Origin of the sequence: Streptomyces sp. F63, assembly GCF_018070345.1 — a bacterium.
Lineage (GTDB): Bacteria > Actinomycetota > Actinomycetes > Streptomycetales > Streptomycetaceae > Streptomyces.
Map to the genome: position 1 here is coordinate 135400 of NZ_JAGPXX010000001.1, position 20108 is coordinate 155507.

Consider the following 20108-nt stretch of genomic DNA (forward strand, 5'->3'; position numbering starts at 1 on the left):
GGTCAGGTCGGATCGAGTCGGACCGGGTGATCGGGCGGGGCGATGCGGGCGGCGATGGCCTCGGCGAGGGAGGCAGGAACGCCGAGCCGGACGCGGAGAGTTGGTGTGTCGATGGGCGCGCCGGTACGGGTGCGGTGGTCATCGGCGACCTTCCGGGCGTGCTCGACGAGGGCGGCGGGAAGCCGGTCGGCGGGACGCTCGGCAGGCTCCGGGGCCCTCGGCGGAAGGGCAGGCGGCTCGGGCGCGGGCAGCGGGCACCGCTCCGGTTCCTGGCCTGGTTGCTCGACGGCCGGTACGTCATCCAGCTCGGCGACCGGCTCCGTACGGTCGGCCGCTCGCCCGTGGGCAAGCAGCGTTCCGCCGAGGAAGGCGACGGCCGGCCAACCGGCGACGAGGATGCGGAGCCAGGCCGGTACGTGGTCGAGGTCGAGCAGTCCGGCCGTGGCGACGTTCGCCCCCAGCGAGGCGGCGAGCGCGACGAGGAACCAGCACCACCCGGCCGCCTTCGCCTCACCCGACCGCAGCCGCTTCCACGCGGCGACCAGCAGCAGATCGACGCTGACCGGATAGGCCCACGCCTTCCAGCCGTCCTGTCCGGCGGCCACCGCCAGGTCATGGAGGTGTGCGAAGGACAGCGCGGCAGCGATGACGGCCTGAATCAGCACGGCGTCGAGCCGGGGCAGCGAACGCGCCATGGTCAGCCCCCGGCTTCGTCGGCGGCGGCCCGCGCGGTACGGGCGACCTCGGCGGCCTCCGCGTCTCCGGGCATCGCTTCGGCGATGCGCTCCAGCAGATCGGCTTTCCGGGCGAGCAGGTCGGCCGGGCCCGCGTCGGCGGTGCGGCTGGCCCTGATGTCCGCCAGGAAGGCGGCGATCTCTTGCACGGAGGGGCGTTCGGACATCCGTGATCACGTCCTCTCATCCGGTTTCGGGCATGGCGGGGGTAGGGACTTGGCGTGAGGCGGTCACGCCGACCGGTCTGCGAGGGGTTGGTTCAGCCGGTGGCCAGCCACGGCTCGGTCACCGAGGCCGGGGGCACTTCCACCGGAAGGGCGGCGGCCGGGACGTACGGCCGGAAGGGCGCCAGGGCCGGTACGTCCGGCGCGAGTTCAGCCGTCTTCCGGCAGGTGGCCGCAGCGTCGGCCAGCGACAGATACGGCGTACGGATGCGGGACCAGCCGCCGGAGGAGTCCCCGACGACGGCCAGGCCGGGCAGCTCCGGCGCGATCGCCGAGGCGACGTACACGGCCTCGGGCGCGATGTCGCCGAGCGCCATCTTGGCCGACTGCTCATCGTTCACCCGGTGGCAGACCCGCCCGGTGAGCTGAGCGCGCAGCATGGTCGCGCCCTTGCCCAGCTCGGCGCCGAAGCGCTGCCCGCACACCTCCAGGTAGATCCCGGCCGCCCGGCCGAGCTGAGCGAGCCGGATCAACTGAGTCACCATCTCGTCCCGCCGCTCCTCGTCCTTCCGCGTGGCGACGAGGAACAGCTCGGCCACCTCGTCCACGAACAGCACGATCGGCACCGGGCGTTCGCTCTCGGGCAGTCCCCACACATCCGAGGTGATCTCCTCGTCCGGGGTGCCGGGCGCGATGCCCTGCCGGGCCTTGATCAGGTCGTATCGGTCCTCCATCTCCTTGACGAGTACGGGCAGCAACTCCGCGGCCTCCCCCGGCTCGGTGGCCAGCGCCGACAGCCGGGGAGCGAACGGCGCCAGCTCCACGCCGCGCTTGCAGTCGATCCCGACCAGGGCCACGGGCTGAGCCGCCAGCCCGGTCAGCAGGTTCCGCAGGAACATCGACTTCCCCGAGAGCGTCGCGCCGAGGACGAGTTCATGCGGTACGGCACGGTAGTCGCGGACGAACGCGGTTCCGTCCTCCCGCAGCGCGACCGGCACGGCCAGGAGGTCACTCTCCACCCGTCGCGGCATCCGTACGTTCCGCAGCACGTCGAAGCCGACAAGCCGCAGCTCGACCACGCCCGGCTTGACGCTGCGGACGTGCACAGCGTGAACGCCCCAGGCGTGCCGCAGCCGTTCCGACGACGCGGCCACGTCCGCCGGCTCCTGGCCCGGAGCGAGACGGAGCCGGACCCGCAGCCCCGTCGAGGTCGGCCGCAGCAGACCCCGGCGCGGCGGAACGGGCCGGACCTCCCGGCGGGTGGTCGCCCGCACGGCCAGAGCCCGCAGCCGGGACGGCTCGACGGTCAGCCCGCAGGCGTCCATGGTCGAGCCGTACGAGGCCAGCAGCCGGACCACCGACAGCGGCAGCCCGACCGTGGACCAGTAGACCGCCGGATGAGCCTTCCGGGTGTAGGCCGCTCCCCCGATGGCGGCGAGCGGCCCACCCAGCTCGACCAGCGTCATCAGCTCGGACACGGAGATCAGCTCTCCCGCCCGGCCGGGAACGCGCCCGGCGCCACCGCCGCCGCCCGGTAGGAAATGCCGTGCCGGGCCTGCCCGTTGAACACGCTTTCCCACGGCCGGGCGATCAGACCGGGCAGCGAGACGGGCGCCCCGACGACCAGGCCCTCGGTCACCCCGCTCTCCGGTACCGCGACGGAGATCAGCGAGGACTCCCCCTCGTCGATGTAGACGACGCCGACCTTCATCAGCGTCTCGCCGCTGACGGCGTCCTTGGCGACCTCACCCGTCTGCCGGTCCTTGACCTTCGGCTCCGGGGCCTCGGTGAGCAGGATCGTCGCGGACGAGGTCTCAACACGAATCACGCGCACAGAACTTCTCCTTCGTCGGCCACCCGCCAGACCACCTGACAGGTTGACTTATCAAGTTCGACGCTAGGGACGCCAACTTGACTTGTCAAGTCAACTTGGCCGGTGCGCCGAGGCGCTGAGGCCGGCCAACGAGCTAGGGCAGCTCCTCGCGCACCAGCGCCTGAGCTACCGGCTCCCCCGTGGCCTCGGCATACGCGAGCCGATCCCGCACCTCCCGCAGTGTCCGCGGACGGTAACCGGGGCCACCGCAGCAGCTCTTGTGAAAGCGAACTCCCGCGTTCAGCAGCACCGACAGCACACGCCAAGCCTCGTCATCCCGCCTCCGAGGCGCCGCGAAGGCCGAGCCCACATGAACCAGCGCCCGGCCACACCGTGGACAGCGCCGTTCCCAGTCGCCGAACGGCTGCTTGTGCGAGGCCCGACACGGCAAGCAGACGTACGACGTCTTTCCATGGCCAAACATGCCGCCAGCCTATGGAGCCCGTCACCCAGACGCGACGGGTTTCCGAACCACTGCGGCCGACCCTCAGCCGAGCCGATACGTGTCTTCCAACTCCTGCCGATCAGCGGGCAGCAGGACATCCGTGACTTGGAGCGCCCGCCCCGAGACGTCGCAGGCGACCACCAGCACACTGAGCACCGGCTCCCCCTTCACCAGGCCCAGCAGCTCAGCCTCTTCCTTACTCGGCAGCCGGGCCGACACCCGCTCGGTCACGTGGTCGAAGCGGACTCTCTTCCGGGACTCCACGTGGTCCCGCAAGCTCTCCTGGAGCGGAGCCGAATCGGCAAGGTCGGTTCCCTTGGCCAGTTCGGCAGGGAAGTACGAGGAGGCCAGCTCAACCGCTTCCCCCTCGTCCTCGACCAACAGGCGGCGAACGAGCACCTTGGCCCGCTTGGGAACCCCGAGTATCGAAGCCACCCGAGGCGGTACGGGAACCTCCCCGACATGCACCAGCCGGCCCGACGCCGCCGATTCATCCCGATCCAGCGCTTCCCGGCCCCGCTGGTCCTTCTGCTCGACCACTTCGGGGCGGCCACGAACGATGGTGCCGTACCCCTGCCGGGACTCCAGCCAGCCATCCCGCTTGAGGAGATCGAGCGCCCGAACGACGGTCGGGCGGGACATGCCGAAGGCTTGGACGAGTTGGTTCTCACTGGGCACGAGGGTGCCGGGCGGGTACGTGCCGTCCTCGATACGACCCTGGAGCGTCTGCGCAAGCCGCACGTACTTCGGTGCAGCCACTTCGTACGCCACCGCTCCACCACCCGCATAGGCCAAGTCAACCGGTCAACCAGTCTAGACGGCTTGCACGCATGCATGCATGCCTTGCACGCATGCATGCAAGGCACCGACTCAGGACCAGGCGTCATCAACCAGAAACGAGACCATCGTGCCGCCGAACCGACTGGGGCCGGCGCACCAGGAGTCCGCGAGCGTATCGACGAGGCAGAGCCCGCGTCCGTGCGCGTCGTCCGCGTCGGGCTCACGCATCCGCACCTGGTTGGGGAAGCCAGGGTTGTGGACGTCCACCCGCAGGGCCTCCCCCACGCGCCACCACTCGACCCGCACCCGCCAAGGCTCCTCCGCCTCCCCGTAGAGGATGGCGTTAGTCACCAGCTCCGAGATCATCAACACGCAGTCGTCAACGGAGCACGCGAGATGATGCCGCGCAGTGAGCTTCCGAAACCACCGCCGAGCCCGCGCGACCGACTCGGGCACCGGATACAGGGTCATGCTCCCCATCGCCACGGGCTCGAAGCCGCGACTTCCGAGACCAAGGACATCAGTGGTGTTGCTCATTCGCGTCCCTCCCTACCGGTGCCGTCACAGTCGAGACAGCGCCGCTTGGACGTGGCACGGGCGCGAGCATCAGCCGCAGCCAGCGCCAGGGACGAGCGGGAGCCAACCCGCTTCCACCCCCGGCCCCGGCATCCACGACACAGAGCCCCTTGCGTGACGTGACGTAATACCGCGTGCTCATGGCTCACGCCCGTGCCCCCTTTCCCGAAGTGGCCTTAGCCACTTACTGGATAGTGGCATTAGCCACTCTGCTCGTGCAAGCAGCCCGCAGGGAGAAGCGGCGACTGTCAGCCGATCGGGTACCCCTGCTCGAATGCCCAACGGCCGGGCGGATACGTCGCCTCGGCGAACTCCAGCGGACGATCCTGCAGGTCATAGACGACGTGATGGACGATCAGCACCGCCGAGCCGGCCTCCAGCTCCAGATCGGCCGCCTCATCCTCGGTGGCCAGTCGAGCGCACATGCGGTCCTCGGCGTAGCTCCCCTGACGACCGGTCTGGTTCTCCACGTACATCAACGTGCCCTCCCGGATCCGGTCCGGGTCACGGAGCTTGGACGCCCGCTCGCCCACATCAGGGCCGAACCAGGAAGTGGAGAGGGTGATCGGGCCGGACTGGTCCTTGGTGACCCGCCGCCGGTGCACAGCTCGGGACCCAGGCGCCAGGCTCAGCGCCTCGGCCACGTAGTCCGGAGCCTCCAGCCAGCCGGCCGAGGTGATGACCGCGTACTCCCCGGGCGTGTAGATCTTCCCGGTCTGCTTCGCCCGGCCGTACAGCTCACGGGCCCGCCGGTTGACCGCCAGCCCGCGCACATACGTCCCCGAGCCCTGCCGCTTCTCGACCAGGCCCTGATGACTCAGCGCCTCCAGCGACCGCGCGGCGGTCGGCCGGGAGACGCCCCAGTCGTTCGCCAACTGCCGCTCGGACGGCACTTCGTCGCCCGGCCGCAGGTCGCCCCGAAGGATCTGGTCCCGGATGTGGTGCGCGATCTGCAAGTACTTGGGCTGCGCCTCTTCGATCCGCGGCATCCGGATCCCTCCCTCAAAGTGGCTAGTGCCAGTGGCCACTATAGGGTGAGTGGCCAGCACGCCACCCTCTACGCTGACGCGGGTGACGCGCTTGATCGTGGCAGCAGGTGGAGGGGGCGACGCAGTCGCCGCCGCAATGCTCGACCCCGCTCTCTACGGCACCGAGAGCCCGGCCGTGATCCTCACCTATGCGTGGGACCGTCTTCTCATCGACCCGGTACCGGGCCCGCGAGGGCCGGCCAACTTCACCGGCCTCCACCAGCTCACCCCGAGCGTCTACACCGTCCCCGCCGACGCGAAGCCGGTAGCCCCCGCAGGCTCGACCCTGCCCAGACTCGCCGCCGAGTTGCCCCACACCTTCGCCCTGATCGACCCCCACCACGGCGCCCAGGGCATCACGCACCAGCTCCAGGAACTCATCGAGCACCTACAGCCGGAGTCCATCGACCTCTTGGACGTCGGCGGCGACGTCCTGGCCCGGGGCGACGAGCCCACACTTCGCAGCCCACTCGGCGACGCCCTCACCCTGGCTGCCTGCTGCCAGCTCGACGCACCCGTACGCCTGCTGGTCGTCGGCCCCGGCCTGGACGGCGAACTCCCAGCCGAAGCCCTACGCGACCGCATGGGCCCAACCATCCTGGCCCTCACCGCCGAGCACACCAAGCCGGTCAGCTCGGTCCTGGAATGGCACCCCTCCGAGGCAACGGCCATGCTCGCCGCCACCGCCCGAGGAGTCCGCGGCCTCTGCGAAATCCGGGACGCCGGCCTCCCCGTCCCGCTCACCGACGAGGGCCCCACCGTCCACGAAGCCGACTTGGACGACGCCCTCACTCGCAACCAGCTCGCCCGCGCCATCCTCAACACCGAGACCCTGGACCAGGCCGAACAGCACAGCCGCGAGATCTGCGGATACTCCGAGATCGACTACGAGCGCAACAAGGCCACTTGGCTCGGTACCCAGCCGGAACAGAGTCTCGACCCGGAGAACGTCCTCCACCAGCTCGACCAGTTCGAGACCCAAGCCCGCAGCCGAGGCATCACCCACACAACGTTCCGCCGCCTCACCGAAGCCCTCGGCTACAACGGCACCCAGCGCCAGGACCTCAGGCAGTTCCTACTCAACAGCCGCCCAGAGCAGTACCAGCCCCCGCTCTGGCACATCCCATCTTGAGGCGTCCAGTCCCAGCTGATGCCTGACGCTTCAGCCCCCGATCGCTGCTCAGCAAGGGCCTAGACACGACCCACCCGAAGCCTGAGTAACAACTTTCTCTACGGGTTCAAGGCGGCTCGCTCCGCTCACCGCGCGCGGCCCGGCCCCCGGCCGGGCCTGCGCTCCTGCCTCCGTCCCGCTCCGCCCCGACCGGCGCCCGTCCCGCGCTCGTAGTAAGCAGCCATCAGACCTCGGAGATAGATGCCTCCGGCGGGGGCGCTCAGGCTCCGGGACGGACGGGGCGCCGTACGCGAGTGCTGGTCGACGGTGGCCTACGTGGAGAGCTGCCATCCCGTCTGCCGTCGACCCAGGCAGAGCCGAGCAGACGCGGCCCCTGGCGTCCAGGTCGTTCGTACAGTGGCGCGCTCCACCTGGACGCCAGGGGCCGCGCCCGCTCCACGGTGTGTGGGTCGACGGCAGACGGGATGGCAGCTGGGGAAGTCGGTCGGCTGCGGTCGCGAAATAAGATCCACGCCGTATCCAGGGAGAGCTTCGAGTTACCGAACATTTGACCGATATCTAGACTGTCGGCTGCTTGGTGCCGAGCTGCGAGCCGCGCCTGGGTGATGCAGGGTGGAAGTGCAAAGGATCACTATCGATCCATCGGCACGTGGCCGACATGACGTCAGAGAAGACGCCAACATGCTGATCATTTTCCACGCGAAAAGCAAGCGTTCACCGCTTCCGAACAGCAAGCCTAATTCAATGGCATCTGTCGACGACGAAAAAATGGACAGCGAAGTCAGAGATGGGCTCCTAGAAGGTGCTTTCGAGGCGGTATTGGATTCGACGAAACACCTAGATGAAAAAATAGGAAGACTGCTAACCGGAATCGCCTTTCTTACGGCGGCAACCATCGCCCTAGCTTCACTTGCGACTGGCGTTTATCTGCAATTCAAGTTGCGCATCCCGCCGGGAGGCGTGTTGCCTCTCGGCTTGATGGCCATTACGACCTTTCTGCTCGGTGTTTTCATTTCAGTGGGGTTGCTTACTACGGCGCTAACAGCCCCACTTGGTGTCCCTTCGTTCGCCCCATCATCATCAGAACTTCCGGCCGATTCTTCACCAGACAAGTGCACCCCAAAATCACAGATATTCTTCAGGGGGATAGTCGAGGCTTCAAGCGAGCAATGGAGGGAATATTGGTGTAGAAAGCGAGATGACCTCAAGCGGGACAGAAGGGACGAGCTCATTGGCGAGACGTACCGCTTGGCCGTGCGCGCGTCATTCAAACACGACCGAATCGCGGAAGCCGTCGCAGTATTTTCGTTCTCCTTGCTGGCCTTTGCTGCGTCGGCAGTCTTTACGGCGGCGGCAGCCTCATCCGAAAATTTCGCCCTAGGAAATTCAAAAAGTTCCCGCGTAGGAAATCTTGAATTTGAGTACCGATTCGTGCTGGGTGCACTTTTCGGGTTCTATACTTGGCTGCAGTTCGCTACCCCTATCAGCTATGCGCGCCACGCTCCCACGGGGAGTAAGGAAGGCACCTCTCTCGCCAGGAGGCCATTTCTTGCAGGTTTGCTGATGGCTTCATTCCTCATCTACGACGAGTCTTGGGAGGTCGTTGGACGCGCTGTCTGGACATTGGCAGTGGTGGGGCTCATGGCATATATGCTGTTTCTGCTAAAGTGCTCCAAGGGGGTCGAAGATCGCGATGCCGATAGCTATAATCTCTCCGTTTTCGGCGATTGTTCTTGCATGGAGCGAACTTTATGTATGGCAGTTTGTTGAGGTCGTCTTTTTGGCTGCAGTTCTATTCGTTGCATCCCTCAGTAAGCCCACCCTGCAGCGCAATGAACGGCGAAAGCGGTGCCTTGAGAATGCTAATAAATCGCCTGACCGGAATTCAGGCCAGATGGGCGGTTAATCCCGGGCAATAGCGGTCGCGTCGGGTCCGCGCCCGGAGTACCTGCCCAGGTCAGCAAGGCCATCCGCCACAAGACCGCCGGTAATTCCCAAGCTGATTTCACATGTCAGCGGTGTCCAGTAGCCTGCAACGACCAGCCGTGGCACGCATGGAGGCTTCGTGGAAGCTGTCGCTCTCGCTGGGCCCAATCGGTTGTGGTCGGCGCAGGAGGTCTTGGCACGCCCGAGCCCTGTCCCGGCGGCGGCCGGGGTCTATGGATGGCACTTCGCACTTCGAGCAGCCGCCTCACCCCGACCTGGACGCCGGGCGCCTGCTCTACATGGGGATAGCACCGCGGTTCATGGCGAACCGGATCAGCACCCAGACCTGCGTAAGCGGGTGCGCTACCACCACCGGGGCAACGCGGCCGGCTCGACCCTGCGGTCCACCCTCGGCTGCCTGCTCAGCCTTGAGCTGCGCCGCTTGGGCAGTGGCAAGCGGATCACCTTCGGCAAGGCCGGTGAAGCCACCCTGGGCCAGTGGATGGCGGACAACGCGCGGGTGTGCTGGATCGAGCAGAGTGAACCGTGGGATCTGGAGTCACAGCTCATTTCCCAACTCGATCTGCCGCTGAACCTCGACCAGAACCGCCACAACGCGTTCCACAGTCGCCTGAAGGAGCTACGGGCACAAGCACGCCAGCGAGCCAGGGGTTGCCCATCAGCTTCTAGGTCGACGGGGCGTTGCTTGGGCCGTCCGAGGGCGCTCGACAGTGGCAACGACGACCACTAGGCGCACGGGTCTACTTTCTCTGAAAAGCGAAAACGCAGCTCACCAAGACCCCCGATAATACTCAGGACAGGAAAACAAGTCTTGATTCGCCATTTAGATTTCACCGACCTCAGCAGGCAGGAATGCGCCCTGGTCGGTTCATCCACGGGAATACTACCTATCCAGCACAAGCCGCCACGCAAAGCTGCAGGATAGCGGCATTACCTTGCACCCCATCACACCCACAGAATTAGGGCAGCGATGATCAAAATCAGCAAGAAAGGCCCAGCGATTGCCTTCCTTAGCTCTCTCTCCCCCCTGCCGGGGAACATCGGGTCGTCACCTTCGTCGGTAAACCTTGTGGATCCGCCAGCCGTTCCAGTCAGGAGGTCACTGGCCTCCCTAACGATTGCAGCCGCAGCCTTCACATCTCCGGAATCTTTCAGCATCGCGTCTAACTTAGACAGCATATCAGGCGAAGCGACTGCGAGACGTCGAACTTGCCGTTTAGTCTCCTCGTCAATTTCCGTGTTGTTGATGATCGTCTGATAGACGCTTCCATTATTCGTTTGAATATATTGATCAATCGCCGGGATTTCCACCATTGCCACCCCCTCTACATTTGGTGTTACTGGCAAGCGACGGCTGACTGCCCCAATTGAAGCTAAATGAGGACTCACATTCGCCCTGAGACCGAGACTGCCCCAGAGGGCCCGCAAGAATAAGCGCCACCAAGACGGCTGCTACGGCCGAAACGGTGGCTACACCGATTCTTGCGAACGGATTAAGCGCCTGGCCTGCCGTCTTGATGAGAGTAGGCCATTTATGCGTCATCCACAGAATTAAAGCAACTCCGACGACGGCAAAAACAAACAGGCGATCGCGGACAAACGTAGCAACATAGTCATCGGAAGAGAATTGCACAGCGTACTCAATGACCTTGGCCGCGTCAGTGACCGCATCAGGGAATACTTGCCGAATCAGCTCAACGCCGAATATTAGCAGCAGCACCACTAGAAGGGCACGAGAAACCGAGTAAAGTGCGCCAAGCAGTCCCGACGGCATATCTGTCAGAAATCTCACTGCTTGCCATCTCGGTAGTTCGTCTGCGAGACCGTTCCATTATTGGTCTGAATGTACTGCCCAGCATTAATTGACGAGTCTCGCTGGGTGCTTTCGCCCGCCGGGGGAGCCGTTGGTGTGGAGCCGTTCGCTCCGGCGCCAGTGCTCAAGTTAGACGGAGTCGCCGAAGGGGCGCTGGCTGAGCGCGATCGCGACCACCGCACAGTGATGACAGCAGCTCCGAGCGCAAACACTCCAGCAACGACGGCTGCAACAATGTCGGTCATTACGTTCCCCCTGTGTGCTCAACGATTTTCAGCAAAGTCACGCGTAGGAGCAGCTCCTGATGAACGCCATCGACGGCCAGTGGTCACGTGATGCGCCATCGGACAGCACCAGTCAGATGCCGCCTCCAGCAATGGCAACGCCCCATGTATCAGCAGTCACTCTCCCCGATCTCTGATTTTGACACACCACGCCCCACGCAGCAGTGGGGTTCCGCTGAGTACGTGTCTACGTGGCCGAAACTTGCATGATGACATTCGGGTACGCAGGTCGGCACCGCCCTTGCGCTGGTGAGCCAGGTCATACCCAATAGAACCGGTGGACCATGCCAGCATGCAGGGGAGGGCACCCAGCGTGCGGCGCAGGCTCCGACTCCTCCTCGGAGTCCTGAACCTCTTCGACGAACTCCAGTGCTCAGTCGGGGTCTCGGATCGCCCGGTCAAACTCAGCAGCTATGACACGCAGGTACTCACCGATCACGCTCATGGCCGGAGACTAGGCGAGGCCACTGACAACGCCCGTCGGGCGGACCGTCATGCAAGATCGAAGTTAGGTCCGGTCCGGCAGATCGGGCTCCAGCCGTCGGGGGTTTTCGACGGCGGACAGATCGGGCCAGATACCTCCAAGGCACCACGTCATGGCCAGGACCTCCAATTCCTCAGCGAAGGGGTCAGCGCCCCGCGTTGCCTTCTGTGCGGCCCACTGGCGCACCGCGCCGGCCACCCAGTCGGCGATCTGTAGCTGCGGCACGGTGCTGCTGTCAGAGAATCCGATGCTGGTCAGGGGTAGGCGCTCAAGCAGTTGTCCGGGGCGGGCCGGATCCTCCAGCTCGTGCACCGCAAGGAGTTGCTCTGCGTGACGTGCGAGCGTCTTTGACTCGTCGTGGATCAGGGCGAAGTCACCGATGGCCCGGGCCATGCCGCGGCATGCCTCCACCAAGCACGGCACTGCTGGGTCCAGGTTGTCCAACACTCTTCCGGAGGCGATCTCCGCGATGATGCTGTCGGCCTGCGTTCGGGTGTACTGCAAGAGGCCCGAAATTTCGGAGAATTCGGGTTTTGTCGTTGCCTGGTAGGCCGATATTGCAGCGAACAGGTCGTCGGCGCTGGCGCGGGTGCGCTTGCGAGCTGCATCGACGAACGTTTGAAGAAGCTGGTCGAAGGAGGTTGCGTCCCCCAGCAGCCGGCCGCCTGCATGGAGCAGATTCGCCAGGGCAACAGCGGCTCCATCGGCGTACATGTTGTAGTCAGTCTCGTGTGCCAGTTCTACGACCAAGACGTCGATCATTTTTGACGTAACCATGAACTGCTTGTGTGCGACGTACGCCTGGATCGTTGCGCCGGACAGTGAGTCGAAGGCCGATAGAAGTGCTGTACGACCGTGGGGCGTCTTGGACAACGCGGTGTACTTCGGTTCGCCATGACCTGAGGGAAGTTTCGCCCTGACGGCGTCCACGACCTGCTGCGCAAGCTCGTCATCGATGTAGACGGCAGCTGCGCAGAAGACGGGCTGCGCAGGGTCGAGAAGGTTTTCCCCGGTTGAATGCGATTCGTCCGCGTATACCGTACGGGTGGTTCCTGGCATGGGTGCAGCATCTATGCCGAAGCGGGTGCTGTCGACGCCTTTCCGGGCACATCCTCGTCAGGCTGTGGCAATGACCGTTGACGTACCCAACGTTGAAGCGGGCCAGGAGAAGCAGTGGAGTGACGGCAGTCTTTGACGGCAACACCAACGCACGTTGCCGTACTGGGAGAGCCGACCGCGCACTATTCGCAGGAGACGGACAAGCCTCACCACTGACCAGCGGAACGCCCGGATGATCTCCTAGAGCGGTGCTCCATGACCACTCGCATCCGCCGACCATCGGTGGTCACGGTCACAACCGAGCACCGTGGCCAAGCCCGGTGGCCGGTACCGCGAGCCATATGCGCGCCAGATCAGTCGGCGCACCCGCCGTCGTGGCTGACTGTCGGTGGCTGAGGTCCAAAAAGCCACGACTTGGCGAAGCTCCGTGCCAGATCCGTGCCAGATGGGGCGGTAAACCCCGGACAGTGGCAGTCCCGCCGAGTCCACGCTCGGAACAGCGGCAAGGGGTATCTGACCAGGTCAGCAAGCCAATCACCTCAAGACGGCCGGTGATTCCCAAGCTCAGAGCGCGGGTTCGATTCCCGTCACCCGCTCCACGCGAAAGCCCCAGGCCAGCGGCCCGGGGCTTCTTTGCTGTCCGGCTCTACCCCAGGCGTGGAACAGCTGAGGCTCGCGGCGACCTCCGCCGCCGAGGGTTATCGTGGCAGCAGAGACGGCCGACAGGGAGAGTCAGCATGACTGCCGCCCACGACTACAGCGATCTGCATGACCTCATCGAGCGCCTTGAACCCGAGCAGGCCGAAGAACTGCGTCGGCATGCGCTGCGCCTGGTGAAAACACCCCCGGCAAGCCGTTTCCGCGTCCTGCAGAGCTTCGACGGGCCGCCGGAGGATCTGGGTGCCCGCGCCAAGCACATCGCTCGCGAGGAGCTCGGCGAGGCCGATGCTGATCGTTGACACCGGCCCCCTGTCGCCCTTCTGAACCGCAACGACCCCGACCATCAGAGCTGCGCCGAGCTGCTGGAATCCCACAACGGCGAACTGCTGGTCACGCCCTACGTACTCACCGAAGCCTGCTACCTGCTCGTCAAGTACGTCAGCCCGGACGCCGAGATCAACCTCATCGAGGCCGTCGCCGCTGAAGACCTGACCCAGGTACCCACCGAACGCGACGATCTTTTCCGCATGGCGGAGCTCATGCAGCAGTACCGTGGGTTCCCTCTCGGTGTTGCCGACGCCTCGGTGGTCGCCCTCGCAGAGCGTCTCAAGGCACCCGCAGTCGCCACACTGGATCACCGCCACTTCCACGCCATCAGGCCTCTCCATGTGCCGGCACTGACCCTTCTGCCATAAGGCCCTGCCGCACGGCGCCCTGCCAGGTGCGTGCCAGAATTGGAGAGCCACGATCAACAGTGGTCGGTGAAGTGCCGGAGCCAAGACGCTACGGAGAGCGTTGTCCCGGGTCACACTCGGTGGACGCCCGGAAGAACCGTGATTTCCAAGCTCAGGGGCTCGGTGGCGGCCGGGGGCGCATGTCCCGCCACGCGATAGCCTGCCGCAGCCAGACGTCCGGTAGGCAGAGTCGCGGGAGGCGCCGCAGTGTGGGACGGAGTCGTTGCCCGGTATGCGTGGGCCGACGCGAACGAGATCGACTCCTACACCGCCTCCGTCATCACCGGCAAGACCGAGGACGAGGTGATCCGAGCCTTCGGCGGTGATCCGGTCAGCTCCAGAGTCATGACGTTCGATGAAGCCGCCGAAGAGCAAGCCGATCATCTCTACGAGGACCACAACCTCCTCCTGGTCGTCACGGCCGGCCAGCACGTCATCACGGTCGAATGCGGCTACTACGGAAGCATCCCGGAGATCGCCCGACGCGCCTCGGTCGGCGGCGAGTTCTTCAGCGTCTACAGCAGCGTCAACGGCCACTACCAGGTGATGCACGCAGTGGACGGCCGCGTCGACGGCGCCTTCGACCCGTTCGAGATGGAAGACGCGGCCTGGATGGATCCCCAACCGCAGCTACCCGCCTGGGCACAGGAGGCGACCTTCCACCTCGGCTCCGTCGAGGCCGAGTCCTTCGCGCTGATGGAGCGCACCATGGGCGTGGCATTCAACCCAGCGTGGCTTGAGACCCCGCTCCGCACCGTCCTGCTGCCAGCTCCCGCGGCACTCTTCGGTGACTCCGAGGCGGCCTGGCAGGCGTGAGCGCCGACAGTCGCCGATAGCGAGGGTAGCCGTCTCAGTTTCCGTCTCGTTCAGCGCCGTCCAAGGGCGTTCAGAGCGGCCCCAGAGCCGGTTCCGCCTCAGCAGCAATACGCTGATCAACGCAGGTGAACCGCCCTGCACATAGCCCACCACCCCACCAACACAGTTGGAAAGCGTGCGCCGTCCAGGGTGCTGGTCGCACCAGAAGCGCACCAGAAAGGGCGGTCAACCACGGTGATAGGAGACCCCGCCTCACCGAATATATAGGGGCATCACCGCAGCTCATGGACTCTGCCTCGTGCCAGTGTCGGTGATTCCCAAGCTCAGAGCGCGGGTTCGATTCCCGTCACCCGCTCCACGCGAAAGCCTCGGGCCAACACCCCGGGGCTTTTTGGCGTTTGGACCGCTCCAAGCGCCTTGCACTAGATCCGCACCGGAGGCCACTCTCCCCTGGCGCGAAGGCATTCCCCGAGCCACGGGATGGGCGGTTGCCGTCGGAAGACCTCAGAGGCATGGTTATGGTTGAGGTACCATAACCACATGAGCCTGAAGAAGACGACCGTCATGGTCGATGAGGAGGATCTCGCGCTGATCAAGGAAGCGGCAGCGCGCGAGGGACGGCCGGAGTCGGAGTACTTCCGGGAGGCTTTCCACCTCGCGGCCCTGCGCACCCGACGCTGGGACGAGGATTGGGACATCCCCAGCCTGGACTTTGGGGGCCCGGTTAGTGCCGAGGAGATCGACCGAGCGGTATCGGATGGCGTGGCGGACACCGAGTGATCGTCATCGGTGACACCTCCGGCTTGGTGGCTGCCCTCAACGCGTCGGACCCCGAACACGAAGCCTCTCGGACCGCCCTGCGCCAGGCTGCACTGACCGTTGTATCGCCACTGGTGATCTTGGAGATCGAGCACATCACCACGCGTAACGTCAACCGCAGAGCCGCCTACGCAGTGAATGACTGGCTGCTGGCCCAAGAGCAAACCGGACGCCTGGCCATCCCTGAGTTGTCCGCCGGCACACTGCGCAAGGCCCGCGTTGTCCAGAACCGCTACGCGGCCCTGCGGCTCGATCTGACCGACGCCGTGAACGTCGTCCTGGCCGAGGCGTACGACACCGAGACCATCCTGACCCTCGACCGCCGGAACTTCAGAGCTGTCACCCCCCTCACCGGCAATCACGCCTTTCGGCTTCTGCCCGACGACCTGTAAAAAAGCAGTTGTCGCCGTTCGAAGAACCGGAAGCCGCAGTCACCGGCGGGCGGGCAATCCACCCACGTGAATCACCGCCGCACGCCGACGCCGACGCCGACCGCAGTCGACGCCGTCCTCAGCGCGCCGGGCTGGGCTCGCTATCAGGCGGCGTGCGGAGTGAAGGTGACGGAGGAGTCACCCTCGTCGATGGCCAGGTTCAGGGTGCCGTCAAGGGCCTTGGCCAGGCGCCGCAGCAGCGGGAGAGTGGGTACGGTGTCGCCACCCTCCATCCGGGAGACCTGCGGCTGCGTCATCCCGGCCCGCTCGGCCAGTTCGGCCTGGGACAGTCCGAGTTCGATCCGGCGGTCGTAGACCGCCTGTCCGAGATCGCCGGCCAGCCGCGCGTCGACGTACTCCTGGTCGTACTCCACAACCTCACCCGCAAGCTGCCGGGTCCGGCGCGTCCTCCATGCGCTGTGGTTCATCAGCTCTCCTTGCGCCGATCGTAGGTGTGCTCGGCCCGGCCGTGCTCGGCCTCGCAGACCTTCTGAGCCTGATGCGCACGCTCGACTTCCGCCGCCTCACGCATCCTCGTCTTGCGGAACACGGTCAGCAGAACGATGCGCTGCCCGGGGGGCGAGCCAGTACGGGATGCGCACGGCGTCACCGTCCAGCTCGAAGCGCAGCTCACGCAGCTTGCCGCCCAAGTGACGCGAGTAGGGCTCACCGAGTGTCGTCGGCTTGTCCAAAAGACGTTCCGTCTTGTCTTCCACCCGTCGGTACAGGCGGAACGGAAGCAGATCCAGCCAATCCCGGACCTCGGGTTCGATTTCGATCTCCCACCGCTCCGTCATGCAATCAACGATATATACCTCGGATTACATAGAGCAAGCCATCGTCGGTCCGCGACCGTCCGTGCCTCCCTGCCGCGCCGCGCCCGCGACCTGCGGCAGGGCCACGCCCGACGAGAAGGTTGCGGACCGAAGGCGCCCCGCGTGCCCGATGCGTGCCCGATTGGGGAGCGAACCGCGGTCAACCACGGTCAGCAACGAGTGGTGTCACGGCCACTGGATGGGATTGTTTCAGCAGGTCAGGTGCCGTTTTGCTGTCCAAGCGCCCGGTGATTCCCAAGCTCAGAGCGCGGGTTCGATTCCCGTCACCCGCTCCACGACAAAGCTCCAGGTCAACAACCTGGGGCTTCTTTGTTGCCCTGGGCTGCCGCATCTCTCCGTCGGCCCACGATGCCGACCGAGATCCGGCGAAACACCATCGCACTTGAGGCAAGACGGTCGAGAGGCGTCAGGTGTCACGTGGCCGGCGAAGGGTGGGCGTAAGCTCAACCCAGCGACCGCAACAACGGCCAGGCTCAGATGATCGCGTAGACCGCCGCCCAGGAGACGTTCCGATGACCGAACAGCCTTCTGCCCCCGACGGGCCCCTGATCCCCATGCCGGCGCTCACCCCGGCAGCCCTCCGCGCGGCGGTCGCCCAGATCGCACCCGCCCAGCTGCCTGCTTTCGTTGAGCACCTTGACCGCGCGGTCGAACAAGCCGCCGCCCAGAGCACCATCGCGCCCCTGCGTACCTTTCTGCAGTGGTGGGGGGAGTTCGTCGCTGTCCAGCGCTACCCGGCCCGCGCCGCCCGCCTGCACGAACTGGAGGCTTTGGCGGAAGAGGCCACCGACCGCGAGACTCTTCGCTCCACACTCTCCGAGATCCGACGGATCACGGAACTGGCCCACCACGAGATCTCCGCGTGAGCGATACCTGGACCTGGGACTACGACCCCGACGCCGAGCACGTCGTAGGCGGTCTGCCGTACGAAGTCGTGGCCGAGGTAGAGCGCTTGGCTGAGCAGCTGACGATCTTGGGCCCTGACGCGGTCAACGTTGGCCGCGGAAATCCACACGGGGGAGGCCTGCGGACCCAGGACGTCTTCGGGGGACGGGGCTTCTTCATGTTCATGGCACTAGAACGCCTTGAGCTGGTGGTGATCACTCGCGTCACATGGCTCGGCTGATCAGTCGCTGCGGCGCCGGCTCGCCGCGGGTGAGAGCCACAAGGGACCGGGGGTCAGAAGTCCGCCCGAGTTGCTTCTGGTCGAAGAGATCGGAGCGCGTGCCCGATCCGTGCCCGATCAGGCGGTGAACGGCGGTCAATCAGCGGCTTGGCCGGGGCCCGGGCGGACGAAGCACGCCTACCGTTTACGCAGGTCGGGGTCGTTCAGACGCGCGTCAGGCCCGGTGATTCCCAAGCTCAGAGCGCGGGTTCGATTCCCGTCACCCGCTCCACGACGAAGGCCCAGGCCGGCGGCCGGGGCTTCTTTGTCTTCTGGATCCTGCGCCGGATCCGCGCCGAAGGGCTTTCACTGGGCACGAGGGCACCCAGGTCCGGAGCGCGGGTTCGGCTCTCCGGCTAGACGTCGAGTTCGGCGAGGTGGTCCGCCGTACGGCCGTGCCACTCGACAAGGAACAAGGTCGCGTCGTCGTGGGCCTCGCCACTCCGAGCGCGTTCCAGGGTGGAGGCAAGTCTGCGAACGGTCTGGATCACCCCCGTGCTGGAGGGTTCGATGCGCTCGATGGCGTCGGTCAAGCGGGATTCGTGGAACTCCTGACCCTGGGGTCCTCGCTCCTCGATGACACCGTCGGTGAAGAACAACACCTTGTCTCCGGGGCGGAGCCGGGCCTCGGCCACCTGAGGGGCGGGCAGGCCGAAACCCATGGGCAGCCTGTCCGCACTCTCCAGCCGCTCGATGACGCGGTGCCCCCTGATCAGGATCGGCGCCGGATGACCGGCGTTGATCCACTGCAGGTACCCCGTGGAGATGTCCAGGCGCATCATCTGAGCGGTCACGAACTGTTCGGTCCCGAACGTGCCGTTGATGCTCCGGTCCATCATTTCGTACAGCTCCCGGAGCGCGACATCCGTGCGCCGGCCCCGGCGGTGCGCTCCGAGGGCGACGGTCGCCAACAGCGCAGCCTCCAGTCCGTGCCCCATCGCATCGATGATCGCCAGATGCAGGAGGTCGTCGTTGAGCGCGTAGTCCAGGCTGTCGCCTGCGACCTCGCGTGCGGGCTGCAGGGCACCCGCGAGGGAGACCTGCGGCGTGGCCATCGCCAGCGGAGGAAGCTGGGCGTATTGGATCTCCGCGGCCAGACTCAGCGGCCGGCCATGGCGGCGCGCCTTGAAGAAGTGGTCCGTATAGCGGGTCTTGGAGATGATCATCTCCGCGATCAGGGCCGCGAGTCGCCGCAGAAGCCGCCGGTCGTCCTCGGTCACCGCGTCCAGGGTGATGGAGATCACGCCGACCTCGTCGGCGCCGTCGACCAGCGGCAGATGCACGCGCAGCCCGTCGGCCTGCCGCTCCTCCACCATGCGCCTGCCGAGGAATGCCGCGCCGGCGGGTGAGCCGTCGACGGGCAGCGGCCCACCCGAGGTGAGGCCCCGGCCGCCGGCACCAGCGTGGTCTGCTCGTAGTCCTGCAGGTGGATCGAGACGTCGCGGCCTCCGATCCTGGCGACCTCTTCGGCCACCAGCGGGGCGATGAGCTGCGGCGGCATCTCGTGGGACCGGTCCAGCAACTGCCCGAGCAGCCGCTCACCGAACCCCTCCGAGCGATCCACCGGAATCCGGCGGGAGCCGCGCCGGCTCTCGTCCACGGGTGCGCCGCCTTCCCATTGTGGAGCAGGCCTCTAGCCCACACCCTTGCCCACGACGATCACCCCGGCTCCCGGAGTTACGCCACACGGGTGAAACCCTTCTCCGTCCGCCCGCGGGAGACCTCACGCCGGCTCCCGCCCAGGCCGCAACGGGAGCCGGCGTGAGGTCTCCCGCGAGCTGCCGATGAACGGCCACGGTCGGGACGGTGCTCTGAGCAGCACGCAATGCCGTCCCGGGAAGCCGGGAGCCGGCTTGCCCCGGCTCCCGCTGCTGGAGCGCGAGTGGGTCAAGAAGCGTCACCCGCGGGGCCGGGCCCGCCGGCACGCCCTGGGGGCGGGCGCGTTCGGGTGCGGGTGCTCAGGGCGCCGGGTCAGGGCGGCCCCCGCGGCGGAGTGCCCGGGCGACCCAGCCGATGATCGCGGCGTTCACCAGCGCCCCGAAGACGATGGCCGCGACGAGCGTCACGGCGCCCCCCGGCAGGACGAGCAGTACGAGGCTGCCCGGGGCGGTCGCCAGGATGGGGATGACGCCCGCCATGGACTCCCCCGAGCCGTCGGTCGCGGACACCGCCAGGGCCCACCCGAGCAGGGCGGCGCAGAGCAGGAGGTAGGCGAGGCCGGTGAGGCCGAAGGCGCCGTGCAGGCGGCGGAGGACGGAGCGGTCGGAAGCGGTGGCGGTCACGGGAATCGGCCCCTTCGATGGGTGTGGTGGCGTGTGGTGGCGTGTG

24 protein-coding genes and 1 pseudogene are annotated in these 20108 nt (G+C 66.1%); 9 read left to right on the forward strand and 16 right to left on the reverse strand.

Annotated elements, in window-relative coordinates:
- Window positions 1-2: 2 nt before the first annotated feature.
- The 8 genes from KBZ10_RS00625 to KBZ10_RS00655 form a co-directional block, all read right to left on the reverse strand.
- A complete protein-coding gene (locus KBZ10_RS00625) occupies window positions 3-695 on the reverse strand; it encodes a DUF2637 domain-containing protein (RefSeq protein WP_210985452.1) in 693 nt (230 codons plus the stop codon).
- A gap of 2 nt (window positions 696-697) precedes the next feature.
- The gene (locus KBZ10_RS00630) at window positions 698-901 is read right to left on the reverse strand and encodes a hypothetical protein (protein WP_210985453.1); all 204 of its coding nucleotides are present in this window, start codon (window positions 899-901) and stop codon (window positions 698-700) included.
- Window positions 902-993: 92 nt separating this feature from the next.
- Entirely contained in the window at window positions 994-2376 is a 1383-nt protein-coding gene (locus KBZ10_RS00635; protein WP_210985454.1) for an FtsK/SpoIIIE domain-containing protein, read from the reverse strand.
- 5 nt (window positions 2377-2381) lie between these two features.
- Window positions 2382-2732: a hypothetical protein gene (locus tag KBZ10_RS00640; protein WP_210985455.1), complete on the reverse strand. Its 351-nt coding sequence runs from the start codon at window positions 2730-2732 to the stop codon at window positions 2382-2384.
- A gap of 133 nt (window positions 2733-2865) precedes the next feature.
- Window positions 2866-3195 (reverse strand): deoxyxylulose-5-phosphate synthase, encoded by a 330-nt coding sequence (locus KBZ10_RS29015; protein ID WP_247701597.1) that lies wholly within the window; start codon window positions 3193-3195, stop codon window positions 2866-2868.
- Window positions 3196-3258: 63 nt separating this feature from the next.
- The gene (locus KBZ10_RS00645) at window positions 3259-3987 is read right to left on the reverse strand and encodes a GntR family transcriptional regulator (RefSeq protein ID WP_210985456.1); all 729 of its coding nucleotides are present in this window, start codon (window positions 3985-3987) and stop codon (window positions 3259-3261) included.
- A 99-nt stretch (window positions 3988-4086) separates the two neighbouring features.
- A complete protein-coding gene (locus KBZ10_RS00650) occupies window positions 4087-4476 on the reverse strand; it encodes an ATP-binding protein (protein WP_247701642.1) in 390 nt (129 codons plus the stop codon).
- 344 nt (window positions 4477-4820) lie between these two features.
- Window positions 4821-5561: a GntR family transcriptional regulator gene (locus KBZ10_RS00655; protein ID WP_210985457.1), complete on the reverse strand. Its 741-nt coding sequence runs from the start codon at window positions 5559-5561 to the stop codon at window positions 4821-4823.
- A gap of 136 nt (window positions 5562-5697) precedes the next feature.
- Between KBZ10_RS00655 and KBZ10_RS00660 the strand changes: the two genes are divergently transcribed.
- The 3 genes from KBZ10_RS00660 (at window position 5698) to KBZ10_RS29020 (ending at window position 9409) form a co-directional block, all read left to right on the forward strand.
- Window positions 5698-6732, forward strand: coding sequence for a DUF1152 domain-containing protein (locus KBZ10_RS00660; protein WP_247701643.1), 1035 nt, complete (start codon window positions 5698-5700; stop codon window positions 6730-6732).
- A gap of 681 nt (window positions 6733-7413) precedes the next feature.
- The gene (locus KBZ10_RS00665; RefSeq protein WP_210985458.1) at window positions 7414-8502 is read left to right on the forward strand and encodes a hypothetical protein; all 1089 of its coding nucleotides are present in this window, start codon (window positions 7414-7416) and stop codon (window positions 8500-8502) included.
- Window positions 8503-9016: 514 nt separating this feature from the next.
- A complete protein-coding gene (locus KBZ10_RS29020) occupies window positions 9017-9409 on the forward strand; it encodes a GIY-YIG nuclease family protein (protein ID WP_247701598.1) in 393 nt (130 codons plus the stop codon).
- 215 nt (window positions 9410-9624) lie between these two features.
- On the opposite strand, the gene KBZ10_RS00675 is transcribed toward KBZ10_RS29020, so the two are convergent.
- The 3 genes from KBZ10_RS00675 to KBZ10_RS00685 form a co-directional block, all read right to left on the reverse strand.
- Window positions 9625-9993, reverse strand: a complete 369-nt coding sequence (locus tag KBZ10_RS00675; protein ID WP_210985459.1) for a hypothetical protein — start codon at window positions 9991-9993, stop codon at window positions 9625-9627.
- A complete protein-coding gene (locus KBZ10_RS00680) occupies window positions 9971-10471 on the reverse strand; it encodes a hypothetical protein (protein WP_210985460.1) in 501 nt (166 codons plus the stop codon). Before KBZ10_RS00680 ends, KBZ10_RS00675 begins: the two co-directional genes overlap by 23 nt.
- An 813-nt stretch (window positions 10472-11284) precedes the next feature.
- Window positions 11285-12319: a DUF3800 domain-containing protein gene (locus KBZ10_RS00685; protein ID WP_210985461.1), complete on the reverse strand. Its 1035-nt coding sequence runs from the start codon at window positions 12317-12319 to the stop codon at window positions 11285-11287.
- A gap of 1022 nt (window positions 12320-13341) precedes the next feature.
- On the opposite strand from KBZ10_RS00685, the gene KBZ10_RS00690 reads away from it, so the two are divergent.
- The 4 genes from KBZ10_RS00690 to KBZ10_RS00705 all read left to right on the forward strand — a co-directional run bounded on the left by KBZ10_RS00690 (window position 13342) and on the right by KBZ10_RS00705 (window position 15740).
- Entirely contained in the window at window positions 13342-13674 is a 333-nt protein-coding gene (locus KBZ10_RS00690) for a type II toxin-antitoxin system VapC family toxin (RefSeq protein WP_247701644.1), read from the forward strand.
- A gap of 246 nt (window positions 13675-13920) precedes the next feature.
- Window positions 13921-14529 carry a DUF6461 domain-containing protein gene (locus KBZ10_RS00695; protein ID WP_210985462.1) on the forward strand — a complete coding sequence of 203 codons (609 nt, stop codon included), beginning with the start codon at window positions 13921-13923 and terminating at the stop codon, window positions 14527-14529.
- A 540-nt stretch (window positions 14530-15069) separates the two neighbouring features.
- Entirely contained in the window at window positions 15070-15309 is a 240-nt protein-coding gene (locus KBZ10_RS00700; RefSeq protein WP_019707241.1) for a ribbon-helix-helix protein, CopG family, read from the forward strand.
- Window positions 15306-15740, forward strand: a complete 435-nt coding sequence (locus tag KBZ10_RS00705; protein ID WP_210985463.1) for a PIN domain-containing protein — start codon at window positions 15306-15308, stop codon at window positions 15738-15740. Before KBZ10_RS00700 ends, KBZ10_RS00705 begins: the two co-directional genes overlap by 4 nt.
- 143 nt (window positions 15741-15883) lie before the next feature.
- Here the strand turns inward: KBZ10_RS00705 and KBZ10_RS00710 are convergent, their stop codons facing one another.
- Entirely contained in the window at window positions 15884-16207 is a 324-nt protein-coding gene (locus KBZ10_RS00710) for a helix-turn-helix domain-containing protein (protein WP_210985464.1), read from the reverse strand.
- Window positions 16207-16576: pseudogene (locus tag KBZ10_RS00715) on the reverse strand (type II toxin-antitoxin system RelE/ParE family toxin). Before KBZ10_RS00715 ends, KBZ10_RS00710 begins: the two are co-directional and overlap by 1 nt.
- Before the next feature lie 551 nt (window positions 16577-17127).
- On the opposite strand from KBZ10_RS00715, the gene KBZ10_RS00720 reads away from it, so the two are divergent.
- Together KBZ10_RS00720 and KBZ10_RS00725 are read left to right on the forward strand one after the other, a co-directional pair.
- Window positions 17128-17481, forward strand: coding sequence for a DUF6247 family protein (locus tag KBZ10_RS00720; protein ID WP_210985465.1), 354 nt, complete (start codon window positions 17128-17130; stop codon window positions 17479-17481).
- Window positions 17478-17741, forward strand: coding sequence for a hypothetical protein (locus tag KBZ10_RS00725; RefSeq protein WP_210985466.1), 264 nt, complete (start codon window positions 17478-17480; stop codon window positions 17739-17741). Before KBZ10_RS00720 ends, KBZ10_RS00725 begins: the two co-directional genes overlap by 4 nt.
- A gap of 395 nt (window positions 17742-18136) precedes the next feature.
- On the opposite strand, the gene KBZ10_RS00730 is transcribed toward KBZ10_RS00725, so the two are convergent.
- The 3 genes from KBZ10_RS00730 to KBZ10_RS00735 all read right to left on the reverse strand — a co-directional run bounded on the left by KBZ10_RS00730 (window position 18137) and on the right by KBZ10_RS00735 (window position 20062).
- Window positions 18137-19096: a PP2C family protein-serine/threonine phosphatase gene (locus tag KBZ10_RS00730; protein WP_307847098.1), complete on the reverse strand. Its 960-nt coding sequence runs from the start codon at window positions 19094-19096 to the stop codon at window positions 18137-18139.
- Window positions 19021-19380: a hypothetical protein gene (locus KBZ10_RS30210; RefSeq protein WP_307847099.1), complete on the reverse strand. Its 360-nt coding sequence runs from the start codon at window positions 19378-19380 to the stop codon at window positions 19021-19023. The genes KBZ10_RS00730 and KBZ10_RS30210 overlap by 76 nt, the downstream gene beginning before the upstream one ends.
- A 358-nt stretch (window positions 19381-19738) precedes the next feature.
- Complete coding sequence (locus tag KBZ10_RS00735) at window positions 19739-20062, reverse strand: SCO4225 family membrane protein (RefSeq protein WP_210985467.1); 324 nt, start codon at window positions 20060-20062, stop codon at window positions 19739-19741.
- Between the last annotated feature and the right edge of the window lie 46 nt (window positions 20063-20108).